Genomic DNA, 22,937 nt, shown 5'->3' with positions numbered 1-22,937 from the left:
GGGCACGGCGCAAGAGCGCCTTTGCCCACCCTACGACACCGGACTCGTGGAGATTGAGGCACAACAGCGCGCGGAAAAAAAGCGCTCAATGCGTCCCCGACCAGATCTGAAAACACCCGATCGCGACCTCGATCACGATCAGCACCACGACCGCGATCTCCAGGCGCAGCGAGCGCTGGGTGTCGATGATGTCGGTCAGCGCGTTGGCGGTCTCCGACACCGCGGTGAGCTTGCGCTCGAGCGTGTCGAGGCGTTCTTTCAGCTCGTACTCGTCCTCGAGGCGGGAATAGAGCCGGTCGAGCTCGGGCTTCTCCCAGAGCACGTCGGGCTTCTCGGCGATCGCGACGCGGCCGGCGACGCGCTGCTGCACCAGCAGTGCATTGCCGATCAATTGCAGGATGCCCTTGCGACGGCGCGGCGTGCGGCCGTGCTCGGCGAGCTCCCGCGCAAACGGCTCGATCACATCGAAGACCGCGGCGACGCGGCGCTCGTCGCGCGCGAGCGACGTGCTTTTGGCGAGCGCGTCCGCAACCAGCAGCAGCCGGTCGTCGGAGAACTTTGCGAGGCAGATCGGTCCGCCCGGCTGGATCGCTTCAGTGCTTTCATCCTTGCAGAGCTGCGCCTGCGCGATCTCTTCCTCATATGGGCTGAGCTCGCCGATCACCCGCGGCTTCAGGCTGTCGATCAGCACTTTCTCCTCGGACGGGAGCAGCCCGATCAGCACCACGACGCCGTAACGGAAGATCACGGCAAGGCCGGCATGGACACGGAAGGCGGCGGGCGTCGACGAGACCAGCGTGCCGATCTCGAGACCGGCGGCATTGATGCGGTCGCCCAGCATCAGCGCGCGGATCCGCAAGGTCGGCGCAGCCTCCGGCTTCGGCGACGTTGACGCCGTGCCAACAGCGAGTTGATCGGCGTTCACAGGAAGCCTCCACCGGCACCAAAGTCACACATTTCCCGTTCGAACCTTTCTTGCAGAGCGCACCCTCCCTGCAGGAGCCGGCTACCCGCGCGCCGCGCAATGTCGCCGTAAAACTCCGGGTTAATACCCCCGGGACGCGCTTGTGCCGAAACATTCGGCAACATCGCCAACCCGCGCGTGACACATTTGGCTGCGAGGACTGGCTGCAGTTTACCATCGCACGCCGAGGCGCGGCCGGAAAGTTGCACTCGGCAACGCCACGTGTTTATGACAACATCATAACAAGCTACGCTTCTCCCGAAGTGCAGACATTGAAGCCTCAATCATGCTGAGCGTCATCATTCCGACCGAAGGCGTCGAGCAGACCGCGGTGGCGACTCTGGCCGCGCTGGTCCCCGGGGCCGCCGCCGGCGTCATCCGCGAGGTGCTTCTGGTCGACGGCACCCGCAACGGCGTCATCGAGCGGGTTGCCGACGTCGCAGGCTGCCGTTTCGTCGGCTTCGAGGGATCTTCGCAAGGCGCCGCGCTCGCGGCCGGCGCGCTCCAGGCCCGCTCGCCGTGGCTGATGTTCCTGCCCGCAGGCGCCGTGCTCGAAACCGGCTGGATCGAGGAAACCACCCAGTTCATCCAGGCCGTCGCGACCAGCGGACGGGACCGTGCTGCCGTGTTCCGCTATGCGCGCTCGCCTTACGTCGATACCGGATTGCGCGACGTCCTCCGGGCCGTGGTGCGCAGGGTGATCGGCCCGCTCGGCGATCAGGGCCTTTTGATTGCGCGTGATCATTACGACCGGATCGGCGGTTACCCGCCGCAGGCCCGCCGTTCCGAGGCACGGCTGCTGCGCCGGCTCGGCCGCTCGTCCCGGACCATGCTGCGCAGCCGGATCGTCATGGTCGGCTGAAGTCAGCACATACTTGCCAAAGTCAAATAATTAATTGACAATGGCAAGTATCGAGGTGCCCCATGCCATCAAGCTCTTCCCCATCAGCCCTTGCGATCGAACAGGTCGCTGACGATCGCATCGCGGCGGTCCGCGCCTTCAACCGCTTCTATACCCGCAAGCTCGGTGTGCTCGACCAGCATCTTGGGAAGAGCCCGTTCTCGCTCAGCGAGGCCCGGGTGCTCTATGAACTCGCGCATCGCGACGAGCTGGCGGCAAAGGAGATCGGGAACGAGCTTGGCCTCGACCCCGGCTATCTCAGCCGCATCGTGCAAAGCTTCGACGAAAAGGGGCTGATCACGCGAAGGCCCCTGCCCGCCGATCGCCGGCAATACCAGCTTAGCCTCACCGCCAAGGGCCGCCAGACCTACGCCAAGCTGAACCTGAGCTCGCAAAACGAGGTCGCCGCAATGCTGGCCCAGCTTTCGGCCAGCGATGCAGCGCGGCTCACGCAGGCCATGGCGACCATCGAGGCCGTGCTGGAGCAACGTCGAACCCAGCCTGCGGCCTTCATGCTGCGCAGCCATCGCATCGGCGACATGGGCTGGGTCATCTCCAAGCAGGCCGCCGCCTATGCCGCGGACTACAACTGGGACATCAGCTACGAGGCGCTGGTCGCCGAGATCTGCGCACAGTTCATCAAGAACTACGATGCCGCGCGCGAGCACTGCTGGATCGCGGAAGTGGCCGGCGAGCCGGTCGGCTCGATCTTCCTGGTCAAGGCCACGAACGAGATCGCCAAGCTGCGCCTGTTGCAGGTGGAGAAGAAAGCGCGCGGGCTCGGTGTCGGCCGCGCGCTGGTCGAGCAATGCATCCAGGGTGCACGCGAGCGCGGCTACAGCAGGATGACGCTGTGGACGCAAAGCATCCTGGTTGCCGCGCGCGGCATCTATCAAAGTGCGGGCTTCAAGCTCGTGAAGGAAGAGAAGCACCATAGCTTCGGTGCCGATCTGGTCGGCGAGACCTGGGAGCGGGATCTCTGATTTTGCGACGAGCGCGATGCGCATGAATGTGCCCTCGCCCCTTGTGGGAGAGGGCAGCGACGCCGGCAGACACAGGCTCACTTGGGTGAGGGGTATGTCTCAGCGTATTCCGTGCGGATAGAGACCCCTCATCCGGCGCTTCGCGCCACCTTCTCTCACAAGGGGAGAAGGGAGAAAGCAATCACACCGTTGCGCCTTGAGCCTTCGGCCGGCGCAGATGCTCGTCCAGCCGCGGCATGATCTCGACGAAATTGCAGGGCCGCGTGCGGTAGTCGAGCTGAGCGGCAAGGATGCCGTCCCAGCCGTCGCGGCAGGCGCCGGGGGAGCCTGGCAGGCAGAAGATGTAGGTCGCACCCGCGACGCCGGCGGTGGCGCGGCTCTGGATCGTCGACGTCCCGATCTTGGCGTGGCTCAGCAGGTGGAACGCGATCGAGAAACCGTCCATGCGCTTTTCGAACAGCGGCTCGATCGCCTCCGGCGTGACGTCGCGCCCGGTGAAGCCGGTGCCGCCGGTGGTGATGACGACGTCGATGCCGGCATCCGCGATCCAGCGGCGAACGACGGCGCGGATCGCCTCGACATCGTCGGTGACGATCTCGCGGGCGGCGAGGCGATGGCCCGCTGCGGCAAGGCGGTCGGCGAGCGTCTGGCCGGACTTGTCATCCGCGAGCGCACGGGTGTCGGACACGGTGAGCACCGCGATGTCGAGCGGGATGAATTGTTTTGCTTCGTCTGTGGAGGCCACGACTTCACTCCTGTTTCCTGCCCACCGCCGTCATCCTGAGGTGCGCGCCGTGCGGTGCAAGGGCACCGCAGGGCGAGCCTCGAAGGATGGGCCGCAGGCTCCGCCATCCTTCGAGGCTCGCCAAGTGGCGAGCACCTCAGGATGACGCCACTAATAGCTTACTACTGCCCGCCGCCGAACGTGTTGCAGGCCTGGACCGTGCCCTGCTGATAGCCGGTCATGAACCACTGCTTGCGCTGCGCGGCCGAGCCGTGGGTGAAGGAATCGGGCACGACGCGTCCCGTGGCCTGGCGCTGCAGCGTGTCGTCGCCGATCGCGCTCGCCGTGGTCAGCGCGGCGTCGATGTCGCCGGGCTCGAGGAAGTTCGGACGCTTCTTCGCCTCGCGATTGACCCAGACGCCGGACAGGCAATCGGCCTGCAATTCGACCTTCACCTGGAGCGCGTTGGCCTCCGCCTTCGAGCCCGCCTGCTGCTGCAGCCGCGTCACGCGCGGAATGATGCCGAGCAGGTTCTGGATGTGATGGCCGGCTTCATGGGCGATGATGTAGGCGGTGGTGAAATTGCAGGCGGACTTGCCGGAGCAGCCGCGGAAGCGCGTCTCGACCTCGCGGAAGAACGAGGTGTCGAGGAAGATGGTGCGATCCGGCGGACAATAGAACGGCCCCATCGCCGACTCTGCCCGGCCGCAGCGGCCACCATTGGTGACGTTGCGGAACAGCACGACCTTCGGACCAGTGTAGGACTGGCCGGAGGCCTGGAAGATTTCGCTCCAGCGATCGTCGATCTCGCCGAGAATGCCGGAGATCATGCTTCCCATCTCGTCCGTCGGCGCCCCGCGCTTGCCTGACGAGGCCTGGCGATCGGTCTGATAGCTCGGCGCCTGGCCGCCGCCGGTGAGAATCTCGGCACCGCCGATCAGGATGCGCGGATCGATGCCGAAGGCATAGCCGACCAGGCCGAGCACGATGATGGTGCCGATGCCGAGCCCGCCGCCGCCCATCGGCAGGCCGAACCCACCGCCTCCACCGCCGCCACCCTCGTCGCGACGATCCTCGATGTCGTCGCTGCGGCGGAAGTCATCGTAACGCATGGCGGCCTTCCCTTTGGAGCCCCCGATTCCCGGGACCCCTGATTCAGTTTCGTCGGCGCGCAGGAGCGCGAAAGCTCAACGCGCCACACACGTAAAATTTCCCTTGCCTTTATCAATATCGTGGCCGGCAAAAATTGCCTAGTGCGGCAACATGGCGATGCCAGCAATTTTTTCCGAGGGTCGAGCAATTTTTTCCGAGAGAAATTTAGGGCTTTTTTGGCGCCGGGGCTGCTCCCGCAACGCGAAGAATTGCGAAATACACTGTAAAACACGACGAATGCGCACGACGACCAGCGCGCCGGACGCGGTGCGGGGACTGCTCACGAAAGCGGCGGGTTAAGTCGATTTTTACTTTGCCGCTTCAATGTAACGGTCAGTCGGTTGTTTGGTCCCGCGTCGCCGACAGCGTCGCCTGAGTCAGAGTTCTTGAGTCATGGTAGAGTCGCGTCGCGGGGCGTCTGCAAGGGCGCCCCGCACAAACTTTGAGTCCGCCTCGCATCGCATCATTCTCGGTGATTGCGTCGCCGAGATGTCGAAGCTTCAGGCTGGTTCGGTCGATCTCGTGTTCGCCGATCCGCCCTACAATCTCCAGCTCAAGGGCGATCTCAAGCGCCCCGACGAATCCCATGTCGACGCCGTCGACGACGACTGGGACAAGTTCGATTCGTTCTCCGCCTATGACGATTTCACCCGCGCCTGGCTGCTTGCCGCGCGCCGCGCGATGAAGCCGTCGGCGACGATCTGGGTGATCGGCTCCTATCACAACATCTTCCGCGTCGGCGCGATCATGCAGGACCTCGGATTCTGGCTCCTGAACGACATCGTCTGGCGCAAGTCGAACCCGATGCCGAATTTCCGCGGTCGCCGCTTCACCAATGCGCACGAGACCATGATCTGGGCCGCGCGCGACGAAAAGGCCAAGGGCTACACGTTCAACTACGAGGTGCTGAAGGCCGCGAACGAGGACGTGCAGGCACGTTCCGACTGGCTGATCCCGCTCTGCACCGGCGAGGAGCGCCTCAAGGGCGCCGACGGGAAGAAAGTGCATCCGACGCAGAAGCCGGAAGGCCTGCTCGCGCGCGTGCTGCTGTCCTCATCCAAGCCCGGCGATCTCGTGATCGATCCCTTCAACGGCACCGGCACCACCGGCGCGGTCGCAAAACGCCTCGGCCGCTCCTATATCGGCTTCGAGCGCGACAAGACCTACGCGAAGGCCGCGGAAGCCCGCATCGCCAAGGTCGAGCCGCTGCCGGAGGAGAGCCTCGCCCCGTTCATGACTGCGCGCGAAGCACCGCGGGTCGCATTCTCCGAGCTGATCGAGCGCGGCATGATCATGCCCGGCACGAAGCTGTTCGACGCCAAGAAGAAGCTCGGCGCATTGGTGCGTGCCGACGGCGCCATCATGTTCGGCGACAAGGTCGGCTCGATCCACCGCATCGGCGCGGTGGCGCAGGGCGCGCAAGCCTGCAACGGCTGGACCTTCTGGCACGTCGAGACCAAGAAGGGTCTCAAGCTGATCGACGAGCTCCGCGCCGAAATCCGCGCCGGCATGGCGTCGGAGTAGCCGCTTCCCACGATCTTGTAGGGTGGGCAAAGCGACTTGTCCGCCATAGCTCGAAGAGCGACGGCGGAAGCGTGCCCACGTCCTGCCCAATTGACGCGAAGACGTGGGCACGGCGCAAACGCGCCCTTGTCCACCCTACGGCGCCTTGAATGGGGCGGCAGTCGGGACTAGATTTGCCCGGTCAGCTCCCGTCCTGACCGGTGGGCCCCATGCGACGACAGTCCGAGACATTGCTGTTGGTGCCGCTGCTGCCGATCTTCCTGCTCGGCATGTTTCCGATGTTCCTGATCGCCCTGCTGGGATTCTTCGGCCTCGCGCTGTTCGGCGTGCTCGTGATCTGCGTCGGGCTCGCCAGCAGCAACGAGGCTCACGACAATTTCAATCACGACGTCATCGTTCACGGCTATGCGCGCGGATCGGAGCGCGCGGCGCGGGCCTCCGACATGCATCTGGCCACGCGGCTCGGGCTGCGGCTGGAAGCGGTCGGCGCCGCGATGGTCATTACGGCGGCAATCGGCCTTTGTTACGCCGGCTGATCTGCGTACTGCGCAGATACCGCCCGGCAAACTCGCCGGTTGCCCTCCCGCAACGGGTTCAGGCAAGACAGGCGGCGCGGCCATGACGCTGCGTTCGCGCCTTGCAACAAACATTGGGGAGATCGATGCTCAAATTCTATTTCAACGGATCGCCGAACCCGACCAAGGTTGCGCTCTATCTCGAAGAGTCCGGCCTGCCCTTCGAGCCGGTGAAGATCGACACCCGCAAGGGCGAGCAGTTCACGCCGGAATTCCTCAAGATCAATCCGAATGCCAAGGTCCCGGCGATCGACGATGGCGGCACCATCGTGTTCGACAGCAACGCCATCCTGCTTTATCTCGCCGAGAAGACCGGCAAGTTCCTGCCCGCCGTGAGCGTGCGCGGCGAGACGCTGTCATGGCTGATGTTCATCGCCACCGGCGTCGGGCCGTATTCGGGGCAGGCCGTGCACTTCAAGCATTTTGCGCCGAAGGACCAGAACCACGACTACGCCCATAACCGCTACCAGTACGAGACCGACCGCCACTACAAGATTCTCGACGCACACCTCAAAGGGCGCAGCTACATGGTCGGCGACAGCTATTCGATCGTCGACATGGCGCTGTGGGGCTGGGCACGGATGCTGCCGTTCAAGCTCGGCGACGACGCCTTTGCGCGCTACCCGAACGTGAAGCGGCTGGTCGACGAGATCTCGGCGCGCCCGGCGGCTGCGCGTGCGATCGCTCTGAAGGACAAGTTCACCTTCAAGGCCGAGATGGACGACGAGGCGCGCGCCAACATGTTCAAGCACATGGCGACCAAGGTCGCCTGAGCGCACCGCGCCGCTCTTCGAGGCCACGCGCATGCGCGTGGCCTTTTGTGTTTGGGATTCAGGCGGCGTGGACCGAGTTCAGGAACTTGGCCACTTCGAGCTTGAGGCGGTTGCTGTCGGCCGACAGCGAGCGCGCTGCCGACAGCACCTGCGATGAGGCCGACCCGGTTTCGGAGGCGCCGCGCTGCACGTCGCCGATGTTGGACGACACCCTCTGCGTGCCATGAGCCGCCTGCTGGACGTTGCGGGAAATCTCCTGCGTCGCCGCGCCCTGCTGCTCCACGGCGGCCGCGACCGTCGACGAAATCTCCGACAGCCGCTCGATGGTGCCGCTGATCTCCCTGATGGAGCCGACCGATTCCTCCGTCGCGGCCTGGATGCCGGACACCTGCTGGGCGATCTCGCCGGTGGCCCTCGCAGTCTGCTCGGCGAGCGCCTTGACCTCGGAGGCGACGACGGCAAAGCCGCGGCCGGCTTCACCTGCGCGCGCCGCCTCGATGGTGGCGTTCAGCGCCAACAGATTGGTCTGGCCGGCGATGGTGCTGATCAGTTCGACCACGTCGCCGATCCGCGCGGCGGCCTTGGAGAGCGCGCCGACCCGGTCATTGGTCCTGCTCGCCTGACCAACGGCCTCGACCGCGATGCGGGCGGATTCCTGCACCTGGCGGGCAATCTCGGACACCGAGGAGGACAGCTCCTCGGTCGCCGATGCAACCGCCTGCACATTGGCCGACGCCTCCTGCGAGGCGCTGGCGACCTCCGTCGACAAATCCTGGGCCCGCGAAGCGGTCGTGGTCAAGGTGCCGGCGGAGGCTTCGAGCTCGTTCGATGCCGACGACACGGTGTTCACGATCTCGCCGACCGCCTGCTCGAACTGATCAGCGAGCCTGACCATGTCTTTCTTGCGGCTTTCGGCCTGCCGCGCCTCGACCTCGGTCTGCTCGGCGCGCAGGCGCTCGGTCTCGACCATGTTGTCCTTGAACACCTGGATCGCCTTGGCCATGTCGCCGATCTCGTCGGCCTTGCCGCGCCCGGGAATCTCGACCTCGAGATTGCCGCCGGCAAGCCGCCCCATTGCGCTCGTCATCGAGGCCAGCGGACCGACGATGCTGCGGGCGATCAGGAAGGCGACGATGCCGCCGAACAGGATGGCGAGGCCGCCGGCGATCTCCTGAACGGTCGTCGTGCCGGCGATTACGGCTTCGGCGGTCGCACGCGAGTCCTGATAGTCCTTCTTCAGGGTCGTTTCCGCGGCCTTGAGCCGGCCGACGCTGTCGACGATGAGAGGCGCGAGGTTCTTGTGGTAGATCTCGTCGGCCTGAAGCATCGCGGCGGACGTCGTCTCGAACGCCGATTTGTAGATGCCGAGCGAGGTCTTCACCGGCGCGAGCGTGGATCGCAATTCCGCTGCCTGCGGGCTCTTTTCGAGAGCCGCGAGCCGTTGCGCCGCCCGGTCTACGCTCGCCCTGAAATTCGCGGGTCCCTGCGCGTCGCGCAAGGCCAGGAAACGCCAGTTTGCGACCCGAACAAGGAGGATCCTGGATTCGAGGTCGGCGACGAGGGCCGCGGTGTCTTCGTCGACGGCTGCGCGCGCCGCATCGACCAGCTTGCCCATCTTGACGGCCAGCTCTTCGCCGCTCGGCAGCAACGTGGCCTTGCCCGTTCTCGCCTCGTTGACGGCGTCGCCGAGGTTGTCACGCAAGCGTCGCATCTTGGCAATGTCGTCGATCAGGCCGTTGTAGAGCGCTCGCCGATCCTCCGAGAGCGTCCCCTTGGCGCCGACCCGCAACAGCTCGATCGCAGCGGTTTCCCGCTCTTGCGCCTCTTTCATCGCGGGCTCGTTGGCGTCGTAGACGTAACGCAGATTGGCCCGCTGGATCGCCTGAAGATGGGTCGATATTTCCAAAACCCGCGCCGTGCTGTCCGAAAGTGCGGATTGTCTCGCGACCTGATCCTGCACCGCCCGCAAATTCCAGACGGCAACCACCGCCATCGCGAGACCGACCGCCACCAAGGCCATGAAGCCTGCGTACAGGCGTCCCCTGATCCGCAAACGAAACTTCGGCATTCCCACTGTCCACCCAGATGCATTTCACTTCGAGTGGCCGAACAAGTCCGGCAAAATCGTCACGACCACCCTGGCAGCCGCGCGTCTTTGCGACCCACGCTGCACCGCGACACAATGGGGGACACTCGTTAATCGAACCTTCCCTTTTTTCGCGCGCACCAAAGCGGCGCGCACAATATCTGCTGATTTTATAGCCAGTTGCGCTACGCCCTTGGCGCAAGGCGTGCGACCCATGCAGATAGATACCTGCATGGGGCGCCCGGATGCATGCCTGCCTACGCGGTGGCCTGCTGCAATTGCCGCCCTGAATCCCTCCGTTCTCTCTATATTTTCAATTCCGCCGGAAGGGCTTCTTCAGTTCGTACTCAATCTCCGAACGAGACATCCCGCAGTCCAGAAGCTCCCGATCGCTCATCATGACGAGCTGACGGCGCGCCGAAGACCGCTCGCGCCTGGTACAGACGATCTCCGCCAGTCTTTGCCAGACCGACGCGATCATCGCCAACGGTGACGGACGGCGCCGGCGGGCGGACCAGATCATGCTCAAGTCCGTCAGCCCGCGGCTCTGACGCCCCCTTGGGGAAAAGAACCGAGCGCCCGCTCGGTCAGGATCGAGTCGCAGTACTCGCGGATCTCCTTGATCTTGCCGTCCTCGAGACGAAACACCAGGCAATAGTCATTGTCGTAACGCACGCCGTCGGGCGTGACGTTGTCGCCCTTGGCCTCCACGACGACCACATCGCCGTCGGAGATGAAGCGGTGCGCGACGGTGCGCGTGCGGTCGCGCAGGCGGGTGCGCACATAGCCGTGCAGATCGTTGAGGATCGACTCCTTGCCCGAGAAGGTGCGCGACCAGGAATACTGGCCGGTCACGACCCATCTGGCATCCTCGGCAAGACTTGCGGCGAACAGGGCGCGATCGCGCGCGGCCGGATCGGGATTGGCGGCGGCGGCGAAAATATCCTGCATCAGTTTCTTGTTGGCGCTCGCGTTCATGGCGGCATCTCCGTTTGGTGGGAATGCGGAGATCATCGCCGCAGCATCAAAATTCTTCAAATCGATAGAGAATATGATATCTATTCGCTTGATGAATTTGAATTCGCTTGACCTCAACCTGCTGACCGCGCTCGACGCCCTGCTGCGCGAGGCCAGTGTCAGCCGCGCCGCGCTTCGAATGGGCCTGTCGCAGCCGGCGGCCAGCCACGCCCTGCAGCGCCTGCGCGACATTCTCGGCGATCCGCTGCTGGTGCGCACCGGCGCGCGGATGGAGCTGACGCCGCGGGCACAGGCCCTGCGCGCGCCGCTGGCGCAGGCGCTCGATCAGGTGCGCGGCCTGTTCGTGCCCGATGACTTCGATGCCGCACGCAGCGAACGGCAATTCCGCCTGATGATGCCGGATCTCGCAGTCGAGCTGCTGATGCCGCCGCTTATGGAGAAGGTGACGCGGGCCGCGCCCAACGTCCGCATCGACATCGTGCCATGGCGGGGATCGGCGATCTTCCACGCCGAGTTCGCCCGCACCATCGACCTCGTGATCTCGATCGGCAACGCCTTCAAGGGCTTTCACCGCCAGCTGCTCTACGTCGACAGCGACGCGCTGGCGGTGCGGCGCGGCCACCCCTTGGCCGCGAAGCTGAAGCGGCGCGAGACGTTCCTGGCCGCGCGCCATGTCGGCGTGATCATCCGAGGCAGCAACGAGGATCTGATCGACACCTGGCTCAGGGCCAAGGGCATCGAGCGGCACATCTCGCTGGTCGTGTCAGGCTATCTCGAAGCGCTGCACGTCGCCGCCCGCACCGATCTCGTCGCCTTCGTGCCACGCCGGCTGATCGCAGCACTGTCGAAGCAGCTCGGCCTCGTCGCGGTGACCCCGCCGCTCGACCCCGGGATCGACGAGCAGTTCATGTTCTACCCGACCCGCGCGCAGATGGACCCCGGCTCGATCTGGCTGCGGCGGCTGATGCTGGAGACGGGGCGGGAATTGGAGAAGCGGAAGGCCGGGTAGCTCCCGTAGGGTGGGCAAAGCGGAGCGTGCCCACCACATGTCGCCGCCGGAAAAAGATCGTGGGCACGGCGCTTTGCGCCTTTGCCCACCCTACAAGAGCCGGGCTCTTACGCCTTCTGCGCGGCCATCACCTTTGCTACGGCGGGGCGGTCAGACATGCGCTTGAAATGATCGGCGATCTTCGGCGTCGCGTTGATGTCGACGCTGTCGCCTTCGAGCCAGGTCGAGAGCGTGTAGAGATAGGGATCGCAGATCGTGAACTGATCGCCCATCACCCAGGGCCCCCGAAACATCTTCTGCTCGATCAGGGCGAAGCAGGCGCCCATGGTCTTCGGGACCATCGCCTTCATGTCGGCGAACGAGCTCTCCTGCGTCGCCCAGCGAGGACCGCGCATCTTGTGGGCATGATTGATGTGCACGGTCGAGCAGAGGTAGGAGTTGAACGACTGCACCTGGGCGAAGTCGAAGGGATCATCGAGCGGCGCGAGCTTCGCCTTCGGGAAGGTCTGCGCGAGATAGGCCAGCATCGCCGGCGTCTCGGTGAGGACGCCGCGATCGGTCACCAGCGCCGGCACGCGGCCCTTCGGGTTGATCTTGAGATAGTCCGGGCTGTTCTGCTGGTTGTCCTTGAAGCTCAGCCGTTCAGCCGTGTAGTCGGCACCCGCCTCCTCCAGGGTGATGTAGGTGGCGAGCGCGCAGGTGCCGGTCGCGTAATAGAGCTTGAGCATGTCGGACCTCATGGGGGAAAACCCGAGGTTAACGGCCCTCCGCGGCCCCGTCCATAGGGACCTCTTCGCAGTTGCCCACGGCCGCCCGGCCGTGCGAAGACGCCGTCAATCGGAGGGGATTTTGTCATGACCGTACTCATCGCCGGTGGCGGCATCGGCGGGCTGACGCTTGCGCTCAGCCTGCACCAGATCGGCGTTCCCGCAAAAGTCTTCGAAAGCGTCGCGGAACTGAAGCCGCTCGGCGTCGGCATCAACGTGCTGCCGCATGCAGTGCGCGAGCTGATCGAGCTCGGGCTGATGGACAGATTGGACGCCAGCGGCGTGCGGACGCGCGAGCTCGCCTATTTCTCCAAGCACGGCAAGCCGATCTGGAGCGAGCCGCGCGGGCTGGAGGCCGGCTACAAATGGCCGCAATTCTCGATCCATCGCGGCACGCTGCAACAGCTCCTGCTCGACACCGCGATCGAGCGGCTCGGCCGCGACAACATCCTCACCAGCCACCATCTGACCGGCTGGACCGAGACGGCAGACGGCGTGCGCGCCGACTTCATCGACCGGACAACCGGCAAGGCCGCCGGGAGTTACGACGGCGCGATCCTGATCGCCGCCGACGGCATCCATTCCGCCGCGCGCGAAAAGCTCTATCCCAATGAAGGCCCGCCGATCTGGAACGGCCGCATCCTCTGGCGCGGCGTCACGCCTTCCAAGGCCTTCCTGACCGGCCGCACCATGATCATGGCCGGCCACGAGATCCTGAAATTCGTCTGCTATCCGATCAGCAAGACGCCGGACGCGGCGGGCAACCATCTGATCAACTGGGTCGCCGAGCGCCACATGCCGCCGACCTATCAGTGGCGGCGCGAGGACTATAATCGCACCGCGCGGCTGGAAGAGTTTCTGCCCTGGTTCGAGAGCTGGCAGTTCGACTGGCTCGACGTGCCCGGCCTGATCAAGAACTGCCCGCACGCCTATGAATATCCGCTGGTGGACCGCGATCCGGTCTCGCAATGGACCTTCGGCAAGGTCACGCTGATGGGCGATGCCGCGCATCCGATGTACCCGATCGGCTCGAACGGCGCCTCGCAGGCCATCCTCGATGCCCGCACCATCACGCGCGAGATTCTCGCGCATGGACCGACGACCGCGGCGCTGCTCGCCTATGAGGCCGAGCGCCGGCCCGCGACCACCGACCTCGTCCTGCTCAACCGCAAGAACGGACCCGAGCAGGTCATGCAACTGGTCGAGGAGCGCGCGCCCGACGGCTTTGAGGTCGTCACCGACGTGCTGTCGCAGCAGGAGCTGGAAGACATCGCCGCCAACTACAAGCGCGTTGCGGGCTTCCAGGTCGAGGCGCTGAACGCGAAGCCGCCGATCGTCAGGGGAGATGCGAAGCGCGAGCGCCTGAAGGCGGGGCGGTAAGAGTTGTCCAACCGCCCCGCGTCCGTCACGGCCCATCAATATCCATACTGTCCGGAACACACCCAATTGCCATAGGCATCGTAGCAACGGTTGTTGTAGTAGCCGTATGCACCTGCCGCCGCCGCTCCGACTCCGACTGCCGCGGCTCCGTATGCGGCTCCCCGGTAGACGCCTCTACGCGCCGCAGTACGTGCTACGGGGTACCCTGCTATCGGCCGGGAGACGTGAGCGCGGCCGTAGCGACCAGCGTGAACGGCACCGCCTCTGTAGTGCGCGCCTCCTCCGTGAAATCCCCCTCCCCGATAGGCGCCACCTCCTCCGCGGCCGCCGCGGGCGAGTGCGTCATCGGGAACAAGGCTTGCGCCGACAAGAGCGGCTGCGGCCAAGCCAACCAGAGCATATCGAAACATGGGCGTCCTCCCGTCATTGGAGTGCCGGTTCTATCCGCAGGGTGATGCCGTCAACGGGACAGGCACTTGCCCCATCATTTGGCGCGCCCTGCATGTCCAATTGACCTAGATCAACGCCCGTCTGTTTCAAAGACCCGAATTGGTCCAGCGCTTTCAGGCCGAGGCTGAAGACCATGAGCGGCCGCAACCGCCCGCTGGTGCGCTTCGATCTAAGCCAATCCTTGGATGCGAGAGAAATTTGTCCATTCGATAGACGCGAATAACCGAGGCTGCGATCATGAAGTTCCGGGCGGGGTTGCTTGCGGCGGCTATCTTGCTGACCGAAATGCACGCAAGTCATGCGGCGATACGGATCGCCGGCGATCGTGGCGGGCTAATCGACGCCTATGTTGACAGATATGAGCGCCTGCGCACTTCCGGAGAGACCGTCATCATCGATGGACTCTGTGCCTCATCGTGCACCATCGTTCTCGGTGCAGTTGCCGCTGACAAAATCTGTGTGACCTCGAAGGCCGCTCTCGGCTTCCACGCTGCTTGGGATTTCGGTCGGAAGGGAAGGACGATTACCGACCATGACGCCACCAATTACCTATACTCCATGTATCCCGGGCCGGTGCAGCGTTGGATCGCGGCACGCGGCGGGTTGAGGCCGCAACTCATCTTGCTGCGCGGCAAAGCACTTCAGGCGCTGTATAAGCCTTGCGCGCAGCACTCCGCGACACGGCCCCGACGGTAACGACTACCGCACCACCCTCGCCGCTTCCAGCAACCGCTCGGTCGCGCTTGCCGTTGCCAGCAAGGCGCCGTCCGCAGCCGTCAGCTTGGCCTCGACGAACGCAATCGTCTTGCCGAGCTGCGTCACCTTCGCCTCCCCGATGATCGGACCGGGCTTGGCGGGGCTGAGGAAATTCACGGTCATGCTGATGGTGGTGGTGTAGAGCCGGCCCTCACTCAATACCAGCACCGCCGGGCCCATGGTGTCGTCGAGCATGGCCGAGAGCATGCCGCCCTGGATGAAGCCCGCCGGATTGCAGAACTCCGGCCTGCCCTCGAACGAGAGCCTGATCCAGCCTTCCTGCGGACGGGCATCGAGCAGGCGCCATCCCAACAGCTCCGCACAGGGTGGCCTTGGAAAATTGTCGAGCGCGGTCTTGACCATTGGCTGCCTCCGTTTCGCACCCGATAGCTTAGCGCTGCTGCCAGCGTGCTGTCAGGAGGACGAGCCCGCTGAAAGGTTGAGCGCGTGCGCGATGACCTTGCGCATGACATTGGGCAGCGCCTCGTCCCTAAGGGTGGCGAGCGGCACCCAGCGCATGCCCTCGGGCGCGCGGGTGCGGGCTGCGGTTTTCGCCGTGTAGACCACCAGCTCCAGCGGAAAATGCGTGAAGACGTGGGTGACGACGCCCATTTTGCGCTGCCAGCGCGACAGCCCCTTCAGCGCCGGCGCCTGCAGCTTCGCCGCCGCATCGTCCTGGCCGGCGAGCCAGTCCGAGCCGGGCACTTCGGTCATGCCGCCGAGCAGGCCCTTTTCGGGCCGGCTGCGGACCAGCAGCTCCTCGCCGCGTGTGACGACGAAGGCCGCTCCGCGCCTGAGCGTTCCGCTCTTCTTCGGCGCCTTGCGCGGAAAGGTCTCCTGCGTGCCTTGCGCGCGCGCGATGCAATCCTCGTTCAGCGGACACAACGAGCAGGCCGGCTTTTTCGGCGTGCAGATCGAGGCGCCCAAATCCATCAACGCCTGCGCGCTGTCGCCGGCGCGGGAGTTTGCAAGCAGCGTCGCCGCCAATTGCTGGATCAGAGGTTTCGCCTGCGGGAGCTCATCTTCGACTGCAAAGAGCCGCGACACCACCCGCTCGATATTGCCGTCGACCGGCATCGTGTGGCGATCGAAGGCGATCGCCGCGATCGCCGCCGCCGTGTACGGCCCGATGCCCGGTAGCGCACGCAGCCCCTCCTCGGTGTCGGGAAAGATGCCGCCATGCTCGCGTGTCACCGCGACCGCGCAGGCGTACAGGTTGCGCGCGCGCGAGTAATAGCCGAGCCCGGCCCACATCCGCAGCACATCATCCTGCGAGGCCCGTCCGAGCGCAGTGACATCCGGCCAGCGCGCGACGAATTTTTCGAAATAGGGCCCGACCGCCTTCACCGTGGTCTGCTGCAGCATGATCTCCGACAGCCAGACGCGGTATGGGTCCGACGTCTCGCCGGGCGCGGCCCGCCACGGCAACCGGCGCCGGTGGCGGTCGTACCAAGCGAGCAACGCCACCGGGCGCGACGAGGTATCCGCCTGACTGGGTTCCGATTTCGCCTTCAGCGCGGATTTAGGGCTCATGCTCCCACTGTAGCGGTGTGACTTCAATCTCTCCACGTCATGCCCGCGCTTGTCGCGGNCATCCACGTCTTTCTTCGCAGAAGAACGTGGATGGCCGGGACATAGGCGGGCGGAAGCGACGCCGTCCTTCGGACGGCTATGCCCGGCCATGACGACGAAGTCTCTGCGGCCGGCGCGTCAGAGTGCTATAAGGACCCATGTCCAAATTCCCTCCCAAACCCGGTCCCCTCAGCGCCAAGCCGCTGGGCATCCTGCTCAACGACGTCTTTGCCGAGGCCTATGCCAAGCAGGGGTTTGCGGCGCGCGAGTTGGTGACGCGGTGGGCGCAGATTGCAGGTCCGGAGATCGCGGCCCATGCCGAGCCGCTGAAGATGCAATGGCCGCGCCCGGTGGAGGGCCAGCCGCAGGAGCCGGCGACCCTGGTGCTGCGGGTGGAGGGGCCGATGGCGCTGGAGATCCAGCATTCCGCCGACGTGATCCTGGAGCGCGTCAACCGCTTCTTCGGCTGGAGCGCGGTCGGCAAGCTCGCCTTCCGGCAGGCTCCGCTGTCGCGCCCCCGACGACCGGTGCGGCCCGGCCCGCCCGATCCCAAATCGGTGGCCAAGGTGGCGGAGAGCCTAGGCGACATCGAAGATGAACAACTGAAGACGGCGCTGGCGCGGCTGGGGGCCGCCATCAAGCGAAATTGAGCCTTATTTCGCGGCCAATCTGGACCCGTCCTTGCCGCTCGCCATTGCCTCAAGCTACGTTTCAAGCTAGCGACAGGCCGCCCGGACGGGAACTTCATGGACCCCTGGGGCGAGATTTTTGCCAATTCGGGAGCCGACCTTGATCATCACCCGCCGCGCCTTCACTACGATGCTGTCGCTGACCGGGCTTGCCGCGCTCGCCGGGCTCTCGCCGCTGCGGCTCATCTCCGACGCCATGGCGCAGTCGGCTGCCGACGTCGCCAAGCCCGTGTCCCTGCCCGACATGGCGCTCGGGCCCAACGATGCCACCGTCACCATCACCGAATACGCCTCGATGACCTGCCCGCACTGTGCCGCCTTCAACGAGCAGGTGTTCCCGAAGATCAAGAAGGAATACATCGACACCGGCAAGGTGCGTTACATCTTCCGCGAGTTCCCGCTCGACATCAAAGCCGCCGCCGGCTCGATGCTGTCCCGCTGCATCGCCAATGGCGACGGGCCGAAATACTTCGCAGTCACCGACATGCTGTTCCGCCAGCAGAACGACTGGGTGGTGAAGAACACCACCGAGACCCTGACGCGGATCGGCAAGCAGGCCGGCCTCACCCAGCAGCAGGTCGAGGCCTGCCTGAAGGATCAGGCGCTGCTCGACAAGATCGCCGCCGACCAGAAATATGCCAGCGACGTCCTGAAGGTGGATTCGACGCCGACCTTCTTCATCAACGGCGAGAAGATCAAGGGCGAGACCTCGTTCGAGGAGTTCGCCAAGAAGATCAATCCGCTGCTGAAGAGCTGATTCGCTCGTCAAGATCCTGATTCGCATCTCGAAAGCCGTATCTTTCCCGGCATAAATCCCTTGGGAAAAGCGGCTTTCGCCGGTTGCCCTCGCGGCGCACCGCGGCCATTGTCCAGCCGCATGAGGCGCCTCGCGCGACTCGCCCGGATAGCGACACTGCCTTCCATGGTATTGTCCCGGCAGGGGATTCGCGCCTGCCAACAGAGATGCGTGCTTATGAAAATCACCCGCCTGCGCCTTCACGGCTTCAAGTCCTTCGTTGAGCCCACGGACTTCGTCATCGAGCCCGGCCTGACCGGCGTGGTCGGACCCAACGGTTGCGGCAAGTCGAACCTCGTCGAAGCGCTGCGCTGGGCGATGGGTGAGACCTCGTATAAGTCGCTGCGCGCCGCCGACATGGACGCGGTGATCTTCGCCGGCTCCGGCAACCGTCCCGCACGCAACCACGCCGAAGTGACGATGACGATCGACAATGCCGATCGCACCGCCCCGGCGGCGATGAACGACAGCCAGCTTCTCGAAATCTCCCGCCGCATCGAGCGCGAAGCCGGCTCGGTCTATCGCATCAACGGCCGCGACGTGCGCGCCCGCGACGTGCAGATCCTGTTTGCAGATGCCGCCACCGGCGCGCGTTCGCCGGCCCTCGTCCACCAGGGCAAGATCGGCGAGATCATCCAGGCCAAGCCCGAACAGCGCCGCCGCGTGCTGGAAGACGCCGCCGGCGTCGCCGGTCTGCATGCCCGCCGCCACGAGGCCGAGCTGCGGCTGAAGGCGGCCGAAACCAACCTGACCCGCGTCGAGGACGTGATCGGCCAGCTCGCCGGCCAGATGGAAGGCCTGAAAAAGCAGGCCCGCCAGGCCGTGCGCTACCGCGAGGTTGCCGCCAAGGTCCGCAAGGCGGAAGCCACACTGTTCCATCTGCGCTGGATCGGCGCCCATGCCGACGTCAACGAATCCGGCCAGACTCATGATCTCGCGGTGCGCGAGATGGCCGAGCGCACCCAGCACCAGGCCGAAGCCGCCCGCATCCAGGCGATCCGCGCCGCCGAAATGCCGGCGCTGCGCGATGCCGAAGCGCGTGCCGCCGCCGGCCTGCAGCGCCTGACCAATGCCCGCGAGCTGCTCGACCGCGAGGAAGAGCGCGCCAAGGAGCGCGTCGCCGAGCTCGAGCGGCGCCTCGCCCAGTTCGAAGGCGATATCTCGCGCGCCCAGCAGCAGACCATGGACGCCGACGTCGCGCTGCAGCGGCTCGACACCGAAGATTCCGAGCTGAAGGAAGAGATCAAGTCGCGCGTCGAGAAGCGCTCCGGCGTCGACGAGCGCGTCGGCGAAGCCGAGGCGGTGCTGACCGAAACCGAGCAGCAGTTCGCCGAGCTCACCACTGCGCTGGCCGACCTCACCGCCAAGCGCAACCAGCTCGAGGCCAACGTCCGCACCCACCGCGACAAGCTGGCCCGTCTCGACCAGGAGATCGCGAACGTCGCCGCCGAAGAGCAGAAGCTTGCCGCCGAGACCGGCGGCTTCGGCGATCTCGACGAGCTGACCGCGTCGGTTGAGACCGCGGAGCAAACACTGGCCGCCTCGGAAGCCGCAGCGCAGGCGAGCGAAGCCGCGCACGTCGCGGCACGCCAGACGCTGGAATCCTCGCGCTCGCCGCTGGTCGAGGCCGACAAGCGCGCGCAGCGGCTCGAAACCGAGGCGCGCACGATCTCCAAGATCCTCAACGGCGAGACCAAGAATCTGTGGCCGCCGATCATCGACGGCATCACCGTCGACAAGGGTTTTGAGAAGGCCATCGGCGCCGCGCTCGGCGACGACCTCGATGCGCCGATCGATCCGTCGGCGCCGATGCGCTGGACCAATGTCGGACAGACCGACGGCGATCCGGAGCTGCCCGAAGGCGCCGTGCCGCTCGCCAATCATGTGCAGGCGCCGGCCGAGCTGACGCGCCGTCTGGCCCAGATCGGCGTGGTGCCGCGTGAGCGCGGCGCCGAGCTGGTCTCCCAGCTCAAGACCGGCCAGCGGCTGGTCTCGCCCGAGGGCGACGTCTGGCGCTGGGACGGTTTTGTCGCGGCCGCTCACGCCCCGACCGGTGCAGCGAGGCGCCTGGCCGAGCGCGCCCGCCTCGTCGACATCGAGAACGAGCTGGAGCAGGCCCGCATCGACGCGCAGATCAAGCGCCAGGCGCTGGAGAACGCCGAGTCCGAATTGCAGATGGCAGCGAGCACCGAAGGTGCCAGCCGCGAAGCCTGGCGCGCCGCGCAGCGCGAGCTCAACGTCGCGCGCGAGCGTCATGCCACCGCCGAGCGCGAGATCAGCCGCCATGCCGCGCGCAAGGCAACACTGTCGGAAGCGCACAGCCGTCTCGCCGCCGACCGCGCCGAGGCCGAAGCTGCGTATGAATATGCCGAAGCCGGCATTTCCGAGCTGCCGTCAAGCGAGGACACCGAGACCCGTCTCGCCGCGGTCCGCAGCGACATCGAAGGCCATCGCCGCATGGCCGCCCAGGTCCGCGCCGAGGCGCAGGCGCTGGCGCGCGAGGCCGAGCTCGCCGACCGCCGCGTGCAGGCGATCCTGGCCGAGCGCACCGAGTGGCAGAACCGCAAGGAGAGCGCGGCCTCCCACATCGACACCATCCAGGCCCGTATTGCCGAGCTCACGATCGAGCGCAGCGAGCTTGAAAACGCGCCGCAAGTGTTCGCGGAAAAGCGCAGCGCACTGATCACCGAGATCGAATACGCCGAGAACGACCGCCGCATGGCCGCCGACGCGCTCGCCACCGCGGAGACCGCGATGGCCGAGACCGATCGCGTCGCCAAGCTGACCTTGGAGGCACTCTCCAGCTCCCGCGAGGCCACCGCCCGCGCCGAGGAGCGCATGGAAGGCGCCCGGCGCCGGCTCGAGGACATCGAGCGCGAGATCCGCGACATGCTGGAAGTCGAGCCGCAAGCCGTCGCCGGCCTCGCCGAGATCGAGCCCGGCGCGGAGCTGCCGCCGCTGCACGACATCGAGGAAGACCTCGAAAAGATGCGCCGCGACCGCGAGCGCCTCGGCGCAGTCAATCTGCGCGCCGAGGAAGAGCTGCGCGAGGTCGAGACCCAGCACACCGGTCTCGTCACCGAGCGCGACGACCTGGTCGAAGCGATCAAGCGTCTGCGCCAGGGTATCCAGAGCCTCAACAAGGAGGCGCGCGAGCGGCTCCTGACCTCATTCGAGGTCGTCAACAACCACTTCAAGCGGCTGTTCGTCGAGCTGTTCGGCGGCGGCGAAGCGGCGCTGCACCTGATCGAGAGCGACGACCCGCTGGAAGCCGGCCTCGAAATTATTGCGAAACCGCCGGGCAAGAAGCCGCAGACGCTGTCGCTGCTGTCGGGCGGCGAGCAGGCGTTGACCGCGATGGCGCTGATCTTCGCGGTGTTCTTGACCAACCCCTCGCCGATCTGCGTGCTGGACGAAGTCGACGCGCCGCTCGACGACCACAACGTCGAACGCTACTGCAACCTGTTGCACGAGATGACCGGCTCGACCGACACGCGCTTCATCATCATCACGCACAATCCGATCACGATGGCGCGGATGAACCGGTTGTTCGGCGTCACCATGGCCGAGCGCGGCGTCTCGCAGCTGGTGTCGGTCAGCCTGTCCGAAGCGGTGGACATCCTCGACCAGAACGTGGCGTGACGCTGCGGTCGTTCCACACCCATTGACGTCATCATCCGCGAAGGCGGATGATCCAGTACGCCGCGGCTTCTCGGTTGACGGCACTGTCTCGGAGTACTGGATGCCCCGCCTTCGCGGGGCATGACTGCGGATGATGATAGCCCCCACCCTCCCCGCCGAACTCAAGGCCGCCCTCGACGGCAAGCTGCAGGGCTTCTCCCGCACCGACGCTGCACAACGGTCGCAGAAAATCTCGACCGCCTATCGCGCCGGCGGCGGCTCCGGCACGATCAAGTCGGACGCCGATGCGCTCGCCTATGCGCTCGCGCGCATGCCGGCGACGTACGCGGCGGTGGCCGCCAGCCTCAATGCACTGACGGAGATTGCGCCCGATCTCGCCCCGGAAACGTTGCTCGATGTCGGCGCAGGTCCGGGCACCGCGAGCTGGGCCGCTGCGGAAGCCTTTCCATCGCTGCAGGATTTTACCCTGCTCGACGCCAACGCCACCTTGAGCCGGCTTGCGCTCGAACTGGCGCGCGACAGCTCACGCCTGGCGGAGTGCCGCTATCTGCCCGGCGATGCCGGCGGCAACCTCACTGAAGTCTCGCCAGCCGATCTCGTCGTCGCCAGCTACATCATCGGCGAGCTGGGCGAAGGCGACCAGCGCAAGCTCGCGGAAGCGATGTGGGCGAAAGCGCGCCACGCGCTGGTCGTGATCGAGCCCGGCACGCCCGCCGGCACCGCGCGCATCCTCGCCCTGCGGCAGCAGCTGATCGCGGCTGGCGCTTACGTCGCCGCCCCCTGCCCGCACGAAAAGCCCTGCCCGCTCACCGCGCCGGACTGGTGCCATTTCAGCCAGCGCCTGCCGCGCTCGCAGGCGCACCGCCAGATCAAGGGCGCCGAGGTGCCGTTCGAGGACGAGCGTCTTATCTACGTCGCGCTGACCCGAACGCCGCCGACTACCCGTGCCGCGCGCGTGCTGGCGCCCCCGGATGTCGGCAAGGCCGAGATCACGGCAAAGCTCTGCACCGAGGACGGCGTCGCCATCACGAGGGTGCCTCGCCGCGACAAGGCCGCCTATGCTGGGGCACGCCGCTGGCGCTGGGGCGACGCTATTCTGTCCGAAAGTTAACCTCGTTCCGGACTTTTGCCTTGAACGCGGGCGGCTCCACATTCGACCAAGTCTTACCTCCCCTCTGCGCCGGGCTCTCATCCTGCGCCAATTTGGTCTAGGCTA

Annotated in this window: 21 protein-coding genes; 12 read left to right on the top strand and 9 right to left on the bottom strand. The window is 65.7% G+C overall.

Annotated elements, in window-relative coordinates; translation table 11 throughout:
• Window positions 1-85: 85 nt before the first annotated feature.
• Window positions 86-925, bottom strand: a complete 840-nt coding sequence (locus A3AS_RS0141640) for an RMD1 family protein (protein WP_018323338.1) — start codon at window positions 923-925, stop codon at window positions 86-88.
• A 325-nt stretch (window positions 926-1,250) separates the two neighbouring features.
• Here A3AS_RS0141640 and A3AS_RS0141635 point away from each other — a divergent pair, with 325 nt between their 5' ends.
• On the top strand, window positions 1,251-1,826 hold the full coding sequence (locus A3AS_RS0141635) for a glycosyl transferase (protein WP_018323337.1): 576 nt from the start codon (window positions 1,251-1,253) through the stop codon (window positions 1,824-1,826).
• A gap of 62 nt (window positions 1,827-1,888) precedes the next feature.
• Window positions 1,889-2,848, top strand: coding sequence for a helix-turn-helix domain-containing GNAT family N-acetyltransferase (locus A3AS_RS0141630; RefSeq protein ID WP_018323336.1), 960 nt, complete (start codon window positions 1,889-1,891; stop codon window positions 2,846-2,848).
• Between the two features lie 181 nt (window positions 2,849-3,029).
• On the opposite strand, the gene moaB is transcribed toward A3AS_RS0141630, so the two are convergent.
• Together moaB and A3AS_RS0141620 are read right to left on the bottom strand one after the other, a co-directional pair.
• Window positions 3,030-3,593 (bottom strand): molybdenum cofactor biosynthesis protein B, encoded by a 564-nt coding sequence (gene moaB / locus A3AS_RS0141625; RefSeq protein WP_018323335.1) that lies wholly within the window; start codon window positions 3,591-3,593, stop codon window positions 3,030-3,032.
• Between the two features lie 161 nt (window positions 3,594-3,754).
• Entirely contained in the window at window positions 3,755-4,684 is a 930-nt protein-coding gene (locus tag A3AS_RS0141620; protein ID WP_018323334.1) for a neutral zinc metallopeptidase, read from the bottom strand.
• Between the two features lie 433 nt (window positions 4,685-5,117).
• On the opposite strand from A3AS_RS0141620, the gene A3AS_RS0141615 reads away from it, so the two are divergent.
• The 3 genes from A3AS_RS0141615 (at window position 5,118) to A3AS_RS0141605 (ending at window position 7,596) form a co-directional block, all read left to right on the top strand.
• Complete coding sequence (locus tag A3AS_RS0141615) at window positions 5,118-6,248, top strand: site-specific DNA-methyltransferase (protein ID WP_018323333.1); 1,131 nt, start codon at window positions 5,118-5,120, stop codon at window positions 6,246-6,248.
• 209 nt (window positions 6,249-6,457) lie between these two features.
• A complete protein-coding gene (locus A3AS_RS0141610; protein ID WP_018323332.1) occupies window positions 6,458-6,784 on the top strand; it encodes a hypothetical protein in 327 nt (108 codons plus the stop codon).
• 125 nt (window positions 6,785-6,909) lie between these two features.
• Complete coding sequence (locus A3AS_RS0141605) at window positions 6,910-7,596, top strand: glutathione S-transferase family protein (RefSeq protein ID WP_018323331.1); 687 nt, start codon at window positions 6,910-6,912, stop codon at window positions 7,594-7,596.
• 58 nt (window positions 7,597-7,654) lie between these two features.
• Here the strand turns inward: A3AS_RS0141605 and A3AS_RS0141600 are convergent, their stop codons facing one another.
• The 3 genes from A3AS_RS0141600 to A3AS_RS0141590 form a co-directional block, all read right to left on the bottom strand.
• Window positions 7,655-9,664 (bottom strand): methyl-accepting chemotaxis protein, encoded by a 2,010-nt coding sequence (locus tag A3AS_RS0141600; protein ID WP_026202910.1) that lies wholly within the window; start codon window positions 9,662-9,664, stop codon window positions 7,655-7,657.
• Between the two features lie 331 nt (window positions 9,665-9,995).
• Window positions 9,996-10,205 carry a DUF1127 domain-containing protein gene (locus tag A3AS_RS46350; protein ID WP_245283411.1) on the bottom strand — a complete coding sequence of 70 codons (210 nt, stop codon included), beginning with the start codon at window positions 10,203-10,205 and terminating at the stop codon, window positions 9,996-9,998.
• 11 nt (window positions 10,206-10,216) lie between these two features.
• Entirely contained in the window at window positions 10,217-10,660 is a 444-nt protein-coding gene (locus A3AS_RS0141590) for a nuclear transport factor 2 family protein (RefSeq protein WP_026202909.1), read from the bottom strand.
• A gap of 91 nt (window positions 10,661-10,751) precedes the next feature.
• On the opposite strand from A3AS_RS0141590, the gene A3AS_RS0141585 reads away from it, so the two are divergent.
• Window positions 10,752-11,669 carry a LysR family transcriptional regulator gene (locus A3AS_RS0141585; RefSeq protein ID WP_018323327.1) on the top strand — a complete coding sequence of 306 codons (918 nt, stop codon included), beginning with the start codon at window positions 10,752-10,754 and terminating at the stop codon, window positions 11,667-11,669.
• A gap of 107 nt (window positions 11,670-11,776) precedes the next feature.
• Here the strand turns inward: A3AS_RS0141585 and A3AS_RS0141580 are convergent, their stop codons facing one another.
• Window positions 11,777-12,397 carry a glutathione S-transferase family protein gene (locus tag A3AS_RS0141580; RefSeq protein ID WP_018323326.1) on the bottom strand — a complete coding sequence of 207 codons (621 nt, stop codon included), beginning with the start codon at window positions 12,395-12,397 and terminating at the stop codon, window positions 11,777-11,779.
• A 126-nt stretch (window positions 12,398-12,523) separates the two neighbouring features.
• Between A3AS_RS0141580 and A3AS_RS0141575 the strand changes: the two genes are divergently transcribed.
• Both A3AS_RS0141575 and A3AS_RS0141560 read left to right on the top strand, forming a co-directional pair.
• Window positions 12,524-13,816 (top strand): flavin-dependent oxidoreductase, encoded by a 1,293-nt coding sequence (locus A3AS_RS0141575; protein WP_018323325.1) that lies wholly within the window; start codon window positions 12,524-12,526, stop codon window positions 13,814-13,816.
• 687 nt (window positions 13,817-14,503) lie between these two features.
• Window positions 14,504-14,962, top strand: a complete 459-nt coding sequence (locus A3AS_RS0141560; protein ID WP_018323322.1) for a hypothetical protein — start codon at window positions 14,504-14,506, stop codon at window positions 14,960-14,962.
• Between the two features lie 3 nt (window positions 14,963-14,965).
• Here the strand turns inward: A3AS_RS0141560 and A3AS_RS0141555 are convergent, their stop codons facing one another.
• Window positions 14,966-15,385, bottom strand: coding sequence for a PaaI family thioesterase (locus A3AS_RS0141555; RefSeq protein ID WP_018323321.1), 420 nt, complete (start codon window positions 15,383-15,385; stop codon window positions 14,966-14,968).
• 51 nt (window positions 15,386-15,436) lie between these two features.
• Window positions 15,437-16,555 (bottom strand): A/G-specific adenine glycosylase, encoded by a 1,119-nt coding sequence (gene mutY / locus A3AS_RS0141550; RefSeq protein WP_026202908.1) that lies wholly within the window; start codon window positions 16,553-16,555, stop codon window positions 15,437-15,439.
• A gap of 197 nt (window positions 16,556-16,752) precedes the next feature.
• On the opposite strand from mutY, the gene A3AS_RS0141545 reads away from it, so the two are divergent.
• From A3AS_RS0141545 to A3AS_RS0141530, 4 genes are all read left to right on the top strand, one after another.
• Window positions 16,753-17,244, top strand: coding sequence for a DUF721 domain-containing protein (locus A3AS_RS0141545; RefSeq protein ID WP_018323319.1), 492 nt, complete (start codon window positions 16,753-16,755; stop codon window positions 17,242-17,244).
• A 139-nt stretch (window positions 17,245-17,383) separates the two neighbouring features.
• Window positions 17,384-18,040, top strand: coding sequence for a DsbA family protein (locus tag A3AS_RS0141540; RefSeq protein WP_018323318.1), 657 nt, complete (start codon window positions 17,384-17,386; stop codon window positions 18,038-18,040).
• Between the two features lie 216 nt (window positions 18,041-18,256).
• Window positions 18,257-21,721 (top strand): chromosome segregation protein SMC, encoded by a 3,465-nt coding sequence (gene smc, locus A3AS_RS0141535; RefSeq protein WP_018323317.1) that lies wholly within the window; start codon window positions 18,257-18,259, stop codon window positions 21,719-21,721.
• A 130-nt stretch (window positions 21,722-21,851) separates the two neighbouring features.
• Window positions 21,852-22,832: a small ribosomal subunit Rsm22 family protein gene (locus A3AS_RS0141530; protein WP_018323316.1), complete on the top strand. Its 981-nt coding sequence runs from the start codon at window positions 21,852-21,854 to the stop codon at window positions 22,830-22,832.
• Window positions 22,833-22,937: the final 105 nt, after the last annotated feature.

The sequence above is a fragment of the Bradyrhizobium sp. WSM2793 genome (assembly GCF_000379585.1).
GTDB lineage: Bacteria > Pseudomonadota > Alphaproteobacteria > Rhizobiales > Xanthobacteraceae > Bradyrhizobium.
This window is presented reverse-complemented; position numbering and strand designations above follow the sequence as displayed.